Annotated in this window: 14 protein-coding genes; 5 read left to right on the top strand and 9 right to left on the bottom strand. The window is 25.9% G+C overall.

Annotated features, from left to right (window positions below):
* Positions 1–351 precede the first annotated feature (351 nt).
* Positions 352–2,970: a calcium-transporting P-type ATPase, PMR1-type gene (locus ACYUDJ_RS07735; RefSeq protein WP_043031325.1), complete on the top strand. Its 2,619-nt coding sequence runs from the start codon at positions 352–354 to the stop codon at positions 2,968–2,970.
* A gap of 268 nt (positions 2,971–3,238) precedes the next feature.
* Here the strand turns inward: ACYUDJ_RS07735 and ACYUDJ_RS07730 are convergent, their stop codons facing one another.
* The 5 genes from ACYUDJ_RS07730 to ACYUDJ_RS07710 all read right to left on the bottom strand — a co-directional run bounded on the left by ACYUDJ_RS07730 (position 3,239) and on the right by ACYUDJ_RS07710 (position 9,233).
* A complete protein-coding gene (locus tag ACYUDJ_RS07730; RefSeq protein WP_043031323.1) occupies positions 3,239–4,111 on the bottom strand; it encodes a ComEC/Rec2 family competence protein in 873 nt (290 codons plus the stop codon).
* Between the two features lie 44 nt (positions 4,112–4,155).
* Positions 4,156–4,665, bottom strand: a complete 510-nt coding sequence (locus ACYUDJ_RS07725) for a gamma carbonic anhydrase family protein (RefSeq protein WP_043031320.1) — start codon at positions 4,663–4,665, stop codon at positions 4,156–4,158.
* Positions 4,666–5,013: 348 nt separating this feature from the next.
* Entirely contained in the window at positions 5,014–6,363 is a 1,350-nt protein-coding gene (locus tag ACYUDJ_RS07720) for an APC family permease (protein ID WP_043031318.1), read from the bottom strand.
* Between the two features lie 499 nt (positions 6,364–6,862).
* Complete coding sequence (locus tag ACYUDJ_RS07715; protein WP_003488461.1) at positions 6,863–8,236, bottom strand: APC family permease; 1,374 nt, start codon at positions 8,234–8,236, stop codon at positions 6,863–6,865.
* 622 nt (positions 8,237–8,858) lie between these two features.
* Positions 8,859–9,233, bottom strand: coding sequence for a hypothetical protein (locus ACYUDJ_RS07710; RefSeq protein ID WP_003488458.1), 375 nt, complete (start codon positions 9,231–9,233; stop codon positions 8,859–8,861).
* A gap of 539 nt (positions 9,234–9,772) precedes the next feature.
* Between ACYUDJ_RS07710 and ACYUDJ_RS07705 the strand changes: the two genes are divergently transcribed.
* Both ACYUDJ_RS07705 and ACYUDJ_RS07700 read left to right on the top strand, forming a co-directional pair.
* Positions 9,773–10,237 (top strand): Lrp/AsnC ligand binding domain-containing protein, encoded by a 465-nt coding sequence (locus tag ACYUDJ_RS07705; protein ID WP_003488456.1) that lies wholly within the window; start codon positions 9,773–9,775, stop codon positions 10,235–10,237.
* Between the two features lie 131 nt (positions 10,238–10,368).
* Entirely contained in the window at positions 10,369–10,668 is a 300-nt protein-coding gene (locus ACYUDJ_RS07700) for a hypothetical protein (protein WP_003488453.1), read from the top strand.
* Between the two features lie 97 nt (positions 10,669–10,765).
* Here the strand turns inward: ACYUDJ_RS07700 and ACYUDJ_RS07695 are convergent, their stop codons facing one another.
* Positions 10,766–11,605, bottom strand: coding sequence for an MBL fold metallo-hydrolase (locus ACYUDJ_RS07695; protein ID WP_003488451.1), 840 nt, complete (start codon positions 11,603–11,605; stop codon positions 10,766–10,768).
* Between the two features lie 192 nt (positions 11,606–11,797).
* Between ACYUDJ_RS07695 and ACYUDJ_RS07690 the strand changes: the two genes are divergently transcribed.
* A complete protein-coding gene (locus ACYUDJ_RS07690; RefSeq protein ID WP_043031315.1) occupies positions 11,798–12,463 on the top strand; it encodes a superoxide dismutase in 666 nt (221 codons plus the stop codon).
* A gap of 112 nt (positions 12,464–12,575) precedes the next feature.
* Here ACYUDJ_RS07690 and ACYUDJ_RS07685 read toward each other — a convergent pair whose 3' ends face one another.
* Entirely contained in the window at positions 12,576–12,998 is a 423-nt protein-coding gene (locus ACYUDJ_RS07685; protein WP_043031313.1) for a hypothetical protein, read from the bottom strand.
* 518 nt (positions 12,999–13,516) lie between these two features.
* Positions 13,517–13,846, bottom strand: a complete 330-nt coding sequence (locus tag ACYUDJ_RS07680; protein WP_003488447.1) for a YmaF family protein — start codon at positions 13,844–13,846, stop codon at positions 13,517–13,519.
* A gap of 261 nt (positions 13,847–14,107) precedes the next feature.
* Between ACYUDJ_RS07680 and ACYUDJ_RS07675 the strand changes: the two genes are divergently transcribed.
* Positions 14,108–14,803, top strand: a complete 696-nt coding sequence (locus tag ACYUDJ_RS07675; RefSeq protein ID WP_043031311.1) for a hypothetical protein — start codon at positions 14,108–14,110, stop codon at positions 14,801–14,803.
* Between the two features lie 210 nt (positions 14,804–15,013).
* Here the strand turns inward: ACYUDJ_RS07675 and ACYUDJ_RS07670 are convergent, their stop codons facing one another.
* Positions 15,014–15,427: a bacteriohemerythrin gene (locus ACYUDJ_RS07670; RefSeq protein ID WP_003488443.1), complete on the bottom strand. Its 414-nt coding sequence runs from the start codon at positions 15,425–15,427 to the stop codon at positions 15,014–15,016.
* Between the last annotated feature and the right edge of the window lie 83 nt (positions 15,428–15,510).

Genomic DNA, 15,510 nt, shown 5'->3' with positions numbered 1-15,510 from the left:
TTAATAAATATTGTACTTAATAGAACAATATGCTATAATTTGAAATGTCATGAAGACAAAGGGGAGTAGCAAAAGTTAAGTACTTTAAACTATTCGTCATTACGGATTAAAATCCCGGATAGTTTGCTCTTTAAGAGATTGCAAGACCTTTGTCCTATATAAATATAGGACAAAGGTCTTTTTATTTATAAAAATATAATTATAAATATTTTTATAATTATATTTTAACTTTATAATATTCTTGTAGATAAACTTTTAATGAATTTCAAATATTTTTTATTAATTTCAAATATTATAGATTTATTTTATAATATATAAAATTTTACAAACAATAATAGCGAGGTGAATATTATGTGGTTTAACAAAACTTCTCAAGAAATATTAGAAGAACTTGCTGTAGATCCTTCCAAAGGTTTAAGTTCTGAGGAAGTAGAAAAAAGAAAAGAAAAGTATGGCCTGAATAAATTAAATTCTAAAAAACAAAAATCTTTATTAAAAATGTTCTTTGAACAACTAAATGACATCCTAATTTATATACTATTAGCTGCAGCTATAATTTCTGGAGTTTTAGGTGAAATTAGTGATGCACTAATAATAGGAATAGTTGTTATTATTAACACAGTTATAGGGGTTGTACAAGAATCGAAAGCTGAAAAAGCTTTAGAAGCGTTGAAACAGCTTTCCACCCCAAAAGCCTTAGTAAAAAGAAATGGAGAAAACATAGAAATTCCATCAGAAGACGTAGTTCCAGGAGATGTAATAGTTTTAGATGCCGGTAGATATGTTCCTTGTGATTTACGACTTATAGAAACTGCTAATCTTAAAATAGAGGAATCTGCTCTTACAGGTGAGTCAGTTCCTGTTGAAAAACACGCTGAAGAAAAGCTTGAAGATCCTAAAACACCTTTAGGTGATCAAAAAAATATGGCTTTTATGTCTACCCTAGCTACCTATGGAAGAGGTATTGGTATTGCTGTAGGCACAGGTATGAATACTGAAATAGGTAAAATAGCTAAGATGCTTGAGGGAGAAGATAAAGAACTCACTCCTCTGCAAAAAAAGTTAGCTGAATTAGGTAAAATCTTGGGTTTTGCTGCTTTAGGTATATGTGCTTTGATGTTTGTTGTGGGCTTACTTCAAAAAAGAGATATTTTAGAAATGTTCTTAACTGCTATAAGTCTTGCTGTTGCTGCTATTCCTGAAGGACTTCCTGCTATAGTTACTATAGTCTTAGCCATGGGAGTTCAAAGAATGATAAAGGAAAATGCTATAATTAGAAAACTCCCTGCTGTAGAAACTTTAGGGGCTGTTAATATTATATGCTCAGATAAAACTGGTACTTTAACCCAAAATAAAATGACCGTAATCAAATTTTATACTAATAACGAAATACAAGATATAGATAAGTTAAATATTGAAGATAATATTCATAAAATGCTCCTTGAAAATTTAGTTTTATGTAATGATGCCACTTTCTCTAAGGATTCAAGTACTGGTGACCCTACTGAAATAGCTTTATTGGAGGCAGGAGCTAAATATAATATTGTTAAGAACAATATAGAAAATGAACATAAAAGAATAGATGAAATTCCTTTTGATTCTGATAGGAAATTAATGACCACTGTAAATAATTTTGATGATAAAAATTATGTAATGACTAAAGGTGCTATAGATAATTTATTAAAAATAAGTACTAATGCTTATATAAATGGAGAAATAGTTCCTTTAACAGATGAAATAAAAGAAAATATAATGGATGCATCTAATGAGATGTCTAAAAATGCTCTTAGGGTTTTAGGAGCTGCTTACAAAACATTAGAAGATACTAACTACAATAAAGAAAATTTAGAAATGGATTTAACTTTTATCGGTCTAGTAGGTATGATAGATCCACCTCGTGAATCTGTAAAAGGTTCTATTTTTGAATGTAAGAATTCTGGTATAAAAACTATAATGATTACAGGTGACCATAAAGTAACTGCTTTTGCTATTGCAAAGGAATTAGGTATAGCAGAAGATGAGTCTCAAGCCATATTTGGATATGAGCTAGATGATATGCCAGATTCAGAATTAAGCTCTAAAATTGAAAATCTAAGAGTTTTTGCTAGAGTATCTCCAGAACATAAAGTTAAAATAGTAAAAGCTTTAAAGTCTAAGGGCAATATAGTGTCTATGACTGGTGATGGTGTTAATGATGCTCCTTCACTAAAAGCTGCAGATATAGGCGTTGCTATGGGTATAACAGGTACAGACGTTGCTAAAGGTGCTTCTGATATGGTATTGACAGATGATAATTTCTCTACTATAGTATCTGCAATAAAAGAAGGAAGAAATATATATAATAATATAAAAAAATCTATTGTGTTTCTTTTATCCTGTAATCTTGGAGAAATTTTGGCTCTATTTATAGGTATACTTCTTGGTTGGCCTGCTCCATTAAGACCTATACACCTTTTATGGGTTAACTTAATAACAGATAGCTTGCCAGCTTTATCTTTAGGTATAGATCCTGGTGATCCTGATATTATGGATGAAGATCCAAGAGATCCTAAGGAAAGCTTATTTGCAGGTGGTGCAGGTATTTCTCTTATACTAAATGGTTTATTAATAGGTGTACTTACATTAGTAGCCTTTGAGGTTGGAAGAATAAGATACTCTGATTCATTAATACATGCTCAGACTATGGCCTTTGTTGTATTAAGTGTATCTCAATTGTTCCATTCATTTAATATGAGACACCCTAAAAAGTCTATATTTCAATTAGGATTGTTTACAAATAAATATTTGTTTGCTTCTGTGATATTTGGAATATTCCTACAAGATATGGTTATAACAATTCCATTTTTAGCATCTATTTTTAAGGTTTTTGATTTAACAATACAGGACTGGATATTTGTATGTGCGTTATCAATAATACCTTTAATAATAAATGAAATAGTTAAATTTTTCAAAAGACTAAAAGATAAATAAGTAAATATTACTTAAATAGATTGAAATTTAGCACTACCTAGATAAAAAAATACTTCATAAACAGAATTCTTGGCTTTAGAAGGAGACTTTACTCCCACTAAAGCTTAGGAAATGGTTATCCAGGAACGTATCCGCTCTTTACTCCCACTTTTAAAAAGATGGGAGTATTAGAGCGGGTAGTCATCGGATAAACTAATTCATATGTTTATGAAGTACATTTTTTATATTTGTTTATTGAGATTCAATCTATTTTTATAAATCCCCAATTCTAAGATATGAATTTTAAATAAGTATTTCCTATGAAATTCTTCCCCTTGTTTATATAATAGGAATATCTATTCCAAATTATTTCTTGATCCCTAATTATTAAATTCCCTTTATTGCTTGTTGTAAAAACTTCTATACCTTTGTTTTCCAATCTATCTATTATAATCTTATCCGGACTATAGATTCCATCACAAGTAACAATAGCAATTTTAGGTTTTGCTATATCTAGAAGTTCATTACTATTACTAGTTTTAAATCCGTGATGAGAAACTTTTAAAACATCACATTTTTTAATTTTTTTATTAGATATCATATCTATTTCTTCCTTCTTTTCACAATCCCCTAAAAATAAATATTTAATTCCATCTATTTTACCAAATAATACTATAGAGTTATTGTTTTCATTCTTACTATCTATATTCATAGGCACTATAGCCTTTAAATTTAATTTTCTCCCTTTAACTTCCCACCCATCTTCTATCCATTCATACTTAACCTTATGTTTTTTTATCATATTAATTACTTTTTTCTTATCATCACTATCATGTTTAGGTAAAAAAATCTTTTTTACTTTAGATGTTTTTAAAAGCATCTCTAACCCACCATAATGATCATCATGATAATGGGTTAATATAACTCCATCTATTTTATCTACATTGTTGGAATTTAAGTAGCTTAATATTTTCCCACTATAATATTCCCAACCAGTATCTATTAAATAATTTTCTTTTCCTGTTTTAATTAATATACAATCACTTTGACCCGTATCTATAAAATGTACCTCTGGACTTCTATCCTTTGCAAAAGCTTTTATGGAAAAAAAACTTACTACAACAATAAACACTAAGAAAGTTCTAGGTGCTTTTATTTTCATAATACACCTCCTCATTGTGTTTATTTTTTGTAGTAAGTTATATTTTATTCCCTATTAAAATTTTTATTTAAGGGTATATAATCCTCTGCTGACTCTTTTATACTGGCTATTTCTTCCTCATTAAGTTTTCTTATTACTTTTGCAGGTGATCCCATACATAAAACTCCTGATGGTATTTTTTTATTGGATGTTATTAAGCTTCCAGCTCCAATTATAGTGTTTGATCCTATTTCCGCTCCATTTAGTATAATTGATCCCATACCTATCAGAGAATTATCATTTATTTTACATCCATGTAATATAGTTCCATGACCTACTGTTACATTGTTTCCTATATGTATATTTAAATCTCCTTCATCTACATGCAAAACGCAATTATCTTGTATATTAGATCCATTACCAACATATATACTATTTATATCTCCTCTTAATACCGCCCCAAACAATACAGTACAATTTTCTTCTAATACCACATCTCCTATTAAATCTGCACTTTTAGCTAAAAAAATATTTTTCTTTATTATAGGTTTTTTCCCATTATATTCGTAAATCATTCTTAACCCTTAAGTAAAACTATGTAAATTCTTTTACATTCCTTTTCTTATTTAAAATTATATTATTTGTTATAATATGTATATCTAATATAAAATTAATAAAACATTAAACTATAAAAAATAAATATAATTAGCTAAGTTTTACTAAGGTTACTCACCTCCTTCTTTATAAATTTATACATGAATTTTGTAATTTCATTAGTATGTTTTAAATAAATTTATATTTAAAAATAAAATTATAGATTTTAAAACCCTGTACTCTTGCACAGGGCTTTTTATAATATTATTATATCATTACAATAAAGTATATGACACTTTTTTATTAAAAATATTATTATACTACAAAATTTATTGTTCTTTTCTTAATTTCTCTATCTGTTTTTTGTCTTTCATCTTCATATAAATATAAAATGGTATACCTATAAAACCTAATATTAACCCATATAAAGCAGACTCAGCACCTGTTCCATAAACCGCCCAAATAGCATAAATAAATCCTATTAATGGAACAATGGAATTTGTAATAAAATTTCCTAAATTAAATTTTTCTTCCCTTTTAGATAAAAGTAATATATCTGCAGCATTAGTTATAGCATATACAGGTAAATATGCTAATGTAGCTAATAAAATCATAAAATTATAAGCAGAAGTCATAGAACCTGTATAGTTCATCAAAAGAACAATGTTAGTTAATATTCCATTTATTATAATCCCTACGTGAGGAGTTCTATATTTAGGATGAATCTTAGCGAAAGCTTCTGGAAACATTCCATCTACAGCTGCTGCATAGGAAATTCTAGCTGTTAACATTATCCATCCTGCTATAGTTCCAAAAATGGTTATAACAATAGCTAATAAAAACAGATTTACAGCTCTACTACTTAAATGTAAAGCTAATATATCACTCATAGGAGAGTTACTTTTTGCTAACATATCCTGTGGTAATCCACCCATAGCTACAAAGCTTATTACTAAATATACGAGCACTGCTATTAGCAGCCCATAAATAGTACTCAACTTAACATTTTTTTCAGCACTTTTTATTTCTCCTGCTGCTATACTAGCGGACTCAAATCCAGAGAATGCCCATAATGTAGTTGCTGCTGCTAAAGGCACCGTACTAAACCCTTTGCCCTTTGGAAAAGCAGGGGTAATGTATTGTGGATTAAAATTAGCAAAGCCTATTATTACAAAAATTAAAAATACTCCTAGTTTAAATATAGTTATAACTGTTTCAAATGTACTGGCTTGTTTTACCCCTATAATGTTTAATATATTAAATGCCCACAATATAGCAGAGGTATATAAAAAAGCGTATAATCCATTAGTTTTTAAAGCTGGAACTAAACTTGAAGAATAACTTCCTATAGCCGTTATTATAGCAGCATTGGATATACATGTAGCACTCCAATAAAGCCATGCATTAGTAAAGCCTACAAAATCTCCAAATGCTATTTTAGCATATTGATAAGGACCTCCTGTTTTTGGAATTTTTGATCCTAATCTTGCAAAGGATAATGCTAAAAATATAGAACCTATACCAGTTATAATCCAAGCTGCCATAGTAGCGCCTGGTCCTGACACCGCCGCTAAAGTAGCTGGAAGCATAAATATTCCTGATCCAATTATATTACCAGCCACTATAAATGTAGCAGCAAAAAGTCCTATTTCTTTTTTTAATTTATCATGTCCCTCCATATTAATACTCCTTTCACCTCATCTTTAGTAAAAATCTATAAACTATACTATAATAAAAAAATTTTCATATAATTATTTAAATTGTATTAATACTATTATTTATTCCTTATGCAAAAATTATTACTTTAAAATAAATACATTTTTAAGAAACTTAAATATTTTCCTTTATTATCTAAATACGTATTATTTAAAAGCATTGAATATTATAAAATATCTTTTTTAATTTTAATCTAATATGTTCAATTAACTATAAATATAAAAAAACCTGTATATTGTATATAAAACCTGTAAAATACAAATTTGGTTTTTAAAGTAAAAAGCTATAAATTCAAAATATTATATTTCAAAATTCATAGCTTTTTATTCCTTAATTATTAAATTTTAAGTAAATATGTAAAATATTTTATTTCAAATCTATTTTAATAAATGTACTTTAATAAATTTAATCTTTAAAATTTTTCTTTATATTATTAACTAACTATAGTCTTTCATCTACATCTTACTCATTAGAGCATTGAACAATATTATCTATATCTATATCAGCTTTAGAAATATCTTTTTTATTTTTCAACTTCATATATATATAAAATGGAACTCCTGCTAACATTAACATAAATCCGTATAGTACTGTTTCAGCTCCTGAACCGTATATTGCCCAACAAGCATAGGTAAATCCTATTAATGGTATAATAGCTATCTTTATAAATTTGCCTACAGTTAATTCCCCCCTACATTTAAATAATAATAATATATCTGATGCAGATGTAGTAGCATAAACTGGTAAATATGATAAGGTGGCTAAAAGTATCATAAAATTATAGGCAGATACCATTCCCTTTGATGAATTTAATATTAATAATATATTAGTTAATATAGCATTTATTATTAATCCCTTATAAGGCGTTTTATATTTGGGATGTAATTTTGCAAATACTGCTGGAAATAATCCATCCTTAGCTACTGCATAGCTCATCTGCCCTGCAATCATAATCCAGCCTGCAATAGTTCCTAATATAGTTATAACTATAGCTAAATTAAATACTTTTACTACTCCACCACCAAAAAATTGAGCTAATATATCTGTCATTGGTGAAGGACTCTTAGCTAAAACTTCCTGTGGTATAGCCCCCATGGCAAAAAAGCTTATTGCAACATAAAAAAGAATTGTTATGACAAGACCTAATATGGTACTTCTACTTATATTTTTTTCTGGATCTTTAATTGTTCCAGCACCTACTGTAGAGGATTCAAAGCCTGTAAAAGCCCATAATGTAGTAGCTGCTGCTAAAGGTAAAGTATTCATTCCTTTTCCTTTTGGCATCATTGGAGTGACATTTTCAACATTAAAGTGAGTAGCTGCAAATACTATAAAAAATATAAACACTAAAAATTTAAATACTGTAATAACTGTTTCAAAACTTGCTGCTTCCTTTGCCCCCTTAATATTTAAAAAAGTAAATATCCATAATATAGCGCTGTTGAATAAAAGTGCATTAAACCCGTTATTTAAAGCTGGTATTAAATAGGATGCATAGCTTCCTATGGCTATTATAATTGCTGCATTAGATATCCAAGTAGCACTCCAGTAAAGCCAAGCATTTAAGAATCCTATAAAATCCCCAAAGGCTAATTTACCAAACTCATAAGGTCCCCCTGTTTTAGGAATTCTACTTCCTAGCCTAGCACAGGATAAAGCCATAAATATAGCTCCCATACCCGTAACTAACCAAGCTATTAAAGTAGTTCCTGGACTAGATACTGCTGCTAAACTAGCTGGTAACATAAATACGCCAGACCCAATCATATTTCCTGCAACTACACAGGTAGCTCCAAATAGACCTATTTTCTTGTGACTATGACCTTCATTCTCCATTTTTCAAGTTCCCCCCAACCTCCAACTTCATAATAAGAAGCTTTGTTACTTTATATTTTATATTGGGTTATAATTTTGTCAATCCTTTTAATTTAATTAAAAAATGGAGGTGAACAATAAAATCTATACACTGAGTTTTTATATATTTTTTTGAAATAAAAAATATTTTTTTAAAATCTCCATATTTTTATTTGAATTAGTAAATTCATAAAAATACAGCCTTTTAATAAAATTACATTACTTTTTTATTATTTTCCTTAATTTATTTTTATAATTCTTTCTGTCTCTTACTGAATTGGATATCAACTTTGGTCAACTTTTAAAATCAGCTATAAATTTTATTTATTATTGTCATAATTTATTATTATGCACCATTATGTATTATTATAAGGCTTTGTGTACTACAATAATTACTTTTATTGTTATATAATTGTTCAAGACCTATAATTTACAATTAAACATTACCTTTAAAATATAAGTATATTAAAAAGTATTAATAATAAATATTAATTTAAGAATTAATTATATACAATTCAACCTTAAATATATTTATAAAAACTAAAAAACACACTAACCTCTAAAACTAGATTTTAGTGTGTTTTTATATAAGACTAAGCAATATTTACTTTTTTTTATTATTCTCTTTTTTATTATTTTCCTTTTTAATATTTTTTGCTCGATTTGGCTTAGCTTTAGGTCTAATAACTACATCATTCTTTTTCTTTTTTGTCCTACTCCCTGCTCCTATACCCATTAAATCTAAAAACCATAATGTAAGAATTATTACTATAGCAGATTGAACATACTGCCATATAGTACCATTAATATTGAATTTTATTAATGCAGGAAAAATTAATATAAATATAGATAATGCAAATACCAACCATTTGTTAATATTGATTTTGTCTAAAACATAAACTTTAAGAGCTGTATAACCAATTATAACAATAATAGAAAAGAAAAGTATTTGTAATGCAAATTTTAACCAAACTGGCATAACGTTCCCTCCTTAAAAATTTGATACTATACTATTATTATATATTTCATATAATATATCAATATATTAATATAAATACTTTTACTTCAAAATGTTTATACTAATTTTATATTATAAATATGTAACAATATAAAATATAATAACATATTATATTAAAGAATAAAAACTTTAACATAAAAGAGATTGTAAATAATTCCCCCTCTAAATTTACAATCTCTTTTAATATGTACTCTTATCCTATTATTTCAAATATTATTAAAGATAAAGTTTTACTTTTAAATAACCCTTCTATTCCTAATTATCCTTTATTTTATAATTGTTTTATTGTTAAAACCTTAGTTATTTTAATAGTTTTATACTATTATTATCACTATAATATACACTAAAAATTCCATTTATTTTTCAATTAATAAAATTATTAATAAGATAAAGTTTCAAATTTTAACAAATTCATAATTTTTTCTGGTATAATATTTATAATGTAATAAGATAAAAGTATATGTGATTAATTAAACTAACCATAACTTGGAGGTGCTCATATGGATTTAGATATAGATGGTTTAGACGAACTAGATTTACAAATTCTTGAAATTTTGATTAAAGATTCTAGAACCCCTTTTTTAGAAATAGCTAGAAAATGTCATGTTAGTGGTGGCACTATACATGTTAGGATGAAAAAAATGCATGACATAGGCATAATAAAAGGTACAAAACTTATAATAGATAATTCTAAACTTGGCTATGATGTTTGCTGTTTCATAGGAATTTATTTAGATAAAGCTTCTTACTTTAATTCCGTATTAAAAGAATTAAACGAAATTAAAGAAATAACAGAACTCCATTACACAACAGGCCAATATTCTATATTTGTAAAAGTAATATGTCAGAGCATAACTCATTTACAAGATTTATTAATGAATAAAATACAAAGGGTTGAAGGCATACAAAGAACGGATACATTCATTTCCTTATCCCAACTAATAGACAGAAACATAGACATATAAGGAAAGTGCGACGCACTTTCCTTATATTAATACTTTGTTAATACAAACTTAAGATAAATTATATTATTTGTTTTTTCTATTATGATATAATAAATTATAAATTAAATTTATATAAAAGGAGATCGTTTTTTATGCCATTTACAAGCAATAATTCTTGGAAGATAAGTGGAGTTTTGTTGTTTATATTAATTCTATTTTTAGCTAATTTTTTAATTTTTTCTGTACTTCCTGTGGTTATAGTAGCAGGTTTAGTATTGTTCGGGATATATAAATTAGTTAATTATATAAAATCATGGAAAATAAATAAAAAAGGCTTTAATAATAGAAAAAATAAAGAAAAAACCTTTGAGAAATTCGATAATTTAGGCCCTAATGATATACCTGATATTTCTGAAGAAAATGTAGTTGATGTAGATTATAAAGAAGTTTAATAATGATTTAAATATACTTTTATACTTTAAATTTTAAAGTATAAAAATAAGCTATAGGAATAGATAAATTAAAAACTTAATATCTATTCCTATAGCTTTATATTTCTAATATATTCCCTGTATTGTTTAAGAAAAATTTATTCTTTAATTCTTTCAATTTTATTGTAGCAAATTCTCCTGTACAATGAGAAAGGCCTATAATGCTAATATCTAATTCATTAAAAGCTTCTATGGTTTTATTTATTCTATTTTCATCACATTTAATCAAGTGAGTTCCTCCTAATACAGCATATATTCTTCTATTTAATCTTTTACTTATACTATTTAATATATTAATAATTCCCACATGACTACACCCAACTAAAACTATTAATCCTTCGTAGGTGTCTATAACCAATGCTACTTCTTCTTTAAAATTATCTAATATATATCCTTCTCCTTTTTTTATTACCATATTAGATGTAAACTCTTCAAAACTATTATCCTCTTTAAAATTTGTAACTATAAATATATTAGGTTCTATTTCTAAAATATCTTCTTCCACATAATTTATAGGTATACCATTATCTGTTAAATATTTCTCATCAAAATCTATACCTAAATATTTATTTTCTATCTCTTTCCCTATTTTAAATTTATTGCTATTTTCAAAAAAATTTTCACTTACATATAATTCTGGATAACATTTTATATTTTCTATAAAACTTCTTACTCCTCCACAATGATCATAATGAGCATGACTTAGTATCATATAATTAGTCTCATGTAAATCAATATTTAATTTTTCAGCATTCTTTATAAAATTTCCAGAAGAACCAGTATCAAATATTATATTACATCTAGGAGTATTTATGTACATAGAAAGCCCGTGCTCTTCTATCAATTCACTTTCTTCATTTTTAGAATCTTCTATCAGAGTAGTTATCTTAATACTCATATCCCTTTCCCCCCTAATAGGTCATGATTGTCAATTAATTACAAACATATTATAATTTTACCACAAATTTATATTTTTGAAATATATTTATATTATTTTTTAATAAAGTATTCATTTTTCATTATATAAGTACCAAAATTTATTTATATAAATATAATAATATTGATATAAAATTTTTTAGGAGATATCTCAATGATTATTGCTAAAGATTATCCTTTTAATAATGTAAAAGGAATAAGTTTAAAACAACTGAACGAACATTATAAATTATATGATGGTTATGTAAATAAACTAAATGAAATTTGGAGTATGCCTAACGACTCTGAAGATTTTAAAGATAGTAATTCCACTTTTAGCAAATTAAGATGCATAAAATTAGGAGAGAGTTATGCTTTAGATGGAGTTAAATTACATGAACTATATTTTCAAAATATGACTTCTGGATATATTTCTATAAATGGACCTATACTAGATAAGATTCTAGAAGACTTTAATTCCGTAGAAAACTTCACGGAACTCTTTAAAGAAACTGGTAAGTCTATGAGAGGATGGGTTGTACTAGGTATAGATCCTTTAGATAATAAACTTCACATTTTTGGCTCTGATTCTCACGATAATGGTGCCCTATGGCTTTCCTATCCTTTACTCGTAATGGATGTGTATGAGCATGCTTATTTTATGGATTTTGGAACAGATAAAGAGAAATATATGAATGCTTTTCTTCAAAATATAAACTGGAATTTAATAAATAACAGATTAGGTATATACTGCACTTTAATAAATTCTTTAAATCATAATATGATTTTAGCTAACACTATGAATTATGGAAATATGAATTACAGAAACATATTTTATTAAAGTTTATTAAAACTTTAATAAAATTTAAACCTATAGTAATTATTTCTTTATTATAATATAAAAAACTGCTGACAAAAGATTTTATCAGCAGTATAAAAACAATTTATTTAACTTATAAGACTATAATTTGATTAAATTTTTTTACTTCCCACTTTCTATCACATTTGTGATACAAATCTCCACTTATTTTTATTTTATATGGTTTTAAACTTACTAACTCTAATATTAAATTTAGTTTTTCATTTCCTGTATCTATACAGATTTTTTTTAATGGATCATATGGATCCATTTCTTTTTTCTCTAAAGTATAGTTTTTATACTTTAAAAATACACTAATCTCTTTATTTTCTCTAAAACCTATAGAAAATAAATCTAATTCAATTTTAGCTATAAAATTTTCCTCCTTCAAATCTGTGCAATCCAATCTTTTTATATTAGATATAAATTTTTTATATTCTTTTTCTAACTGTTTTTCTTCTATATCACTAATTTCAAAATACGATATATCTATAGGGAGTAAATGAAATACATTCATATTTTTATCACCTTTCCCTGTAAATTTTAAAGGTTGTCCACTCTCTATTTCTTTTGTTTCATATATATTATATTATTGTTTATTAAAAAGTGTTACTAGCTTACTTTTAATATTACTATTTTTCATGATTTTTATACATTTACATAAAAATGCTTCCATATTCTAATTTTAATAAAAAAATAGCTTTAAAGGTAAACAAAATTTTACTAATTGAATATTATATATTGACAGGCTAATTTTGTACACAAAGGAGGTATCTTTATGTGGTGTTGTGGTTGGATATGCTGGATATTAGCATTTATTATAATAATAGCAATAATCTGTAGTTGTCAACGCCATCATTTCTGCTGTTGCTAAGAGTGAACTTACTCCCACTTATATAAGTGGGAGTTTCTTAAGTATAAATTCCTTGTAATCTTAAATTTACGACGATTTAATTAACAATGTGGAAAATAAGTTTATATTATAAAGGCAGTTTTGTATAGAAAATATACAAAACTGCCATATATTATACAAAATTATTTCTCCAATATAGGAGAGTCAATTAGTGTGGTAAAAATAAACCTATGCCTATGACCATCATTACAGGTTGTAACACCAAATACAAAGTGCACGTGTCTACCATTTCCTACAGGTATTGCAGGACCAGTAATAACATTTATCATATGAAAGTGATCGAAAAAATCTGTATTTGTATTTATTCTGTGCACATGACTGTTACCTCTTCTTATAGCTTCACCAGTAACTCCTGCAAAACGATGGTTATGAGGCTCGGTTTTAATTTCAGCTAATTTGGTACTACCTAAGAATTCATGAACGTGAGTTTGTTTTTCTCTACAGCAAGACATATACTCACCTCCTTATATTCCCAATAATATATAATATGTTAACTGATTAGTAATTGATACATGTTTACTGCAATTGAAAAATAATAAATCTATAAAAATTTTAAAATGCTTTTATGTAGCATTTAGACAAATTATTTTTAGTTTTCAAACTAGTATTGAACTGTAGAATCAATATGAATAATATAACATTAAAATAAATATATTCACAAAATCTCTTTATATTTCATAAACTACATATAGTAATATTTCTGGGGGAATATAATGGATATATATAAAAAAATAATTTTAAAAGATGCTGTAAAAAATAAAAAAAGTTCTAAAGAAAATTTATCTTATACAAAAGATATAAAAAAAGAAAACTTAGAAGGTTCTATTATAAATTTTAAAGGCGGCAAAGACTTTAATACTATTTTAGATATTGAAACTAATTTAGGTAAAATAAAATTTCCAGGCTGGATCACTTTAAATGAATCTAAAAATTTGGATCCATCTTATTCTGAACATAGTATAGCTACTTGGATAAAAGAAAAGAATTTTTCAGACAATTATAGGTACATTGTTTTTGAAAATGCTATTTGTTCTTTTTCTCTAAAATATTTCTCATTTTTTCCTGTTAAAATAACTGCAATAGATTCAAATAATAATATATTAAAAGTTATTGAAGGTAAAAAAAATTGGTGTGATGAAAAAGGTTATAGTAACCTTTCTGAATTGAACATAGATGTAGAAAATAATATAATTAAATGCATAAAAGTTGAAAGTTTCGCGGAATATATTGGTATTCATTCTTTAAAAGCACATAAAAAAATCAGTACTGAAATTCCTAGAAAAAATAATGAATATAAAGAGCATAATGATTTTGATACTTTTTTTATAGCTTTATCCATATATCTATTATTTTTTCATAGAGGAAATAATAATTATTACTATAAAAAAAATAAAAACAAAAAAAGATAAATATATAATATAATTTTTACTATAGCCTAGCTGTATAAATATCTTGTATATTATGTTACTCCCAATAAATAATTTAAAAAATTATTTTATAAAGAAAACACTATCAAATTTACTTATTCTTATAACTTTGATAGTGTTTTCTTTATTTATAAATACCTAAAAATATATATGTTATTTTAATTAATCTTTATATAAAATATATAATTTTTGCTAATATACTCCCAATCCATTTAAATATTCTTTATATTTTAAATCTGACTTTAATATATGGTTTTCTATCCAATTGACAATAAACGCCAGTAAATCCATTAAGAAGTTTTTTTGCTTTTCATCTATTTCTTCTTCATTTATAGAACTAATTTTTTTTATAAAAGCTTCATGCTCTATTTTATGATTCTCTAAATCATTATACTCATATTTTCTCATAACATCTTCTTCATAAGAAAAATGATATACTGTATATTCTTTTAAGGTCCTTATAGTTTCCATAATTTCATCAAAATGATCATATCCATCATTTACGGAAACTATAGTATAAATTTCATCTGCTAATTCAAATAATCTTTTATGCTGATTATCAATTTTACTTATGTTACAACTATAACATTCTTTCCATTCAAACATTAATATCCCCCTCTTTAATATTATATTTAAAATTTATATATTAATTGTTAAAAATAAATATTACACTACTTTTAAAAAATAAA

The organism is Clostridium sp. CTA-6, from assembly GCF_054768115.1.
Note: the sequence above shows the minus strand (reverse complement) of the source record. Positions and strands in the feature narration are given on the sequence as shown.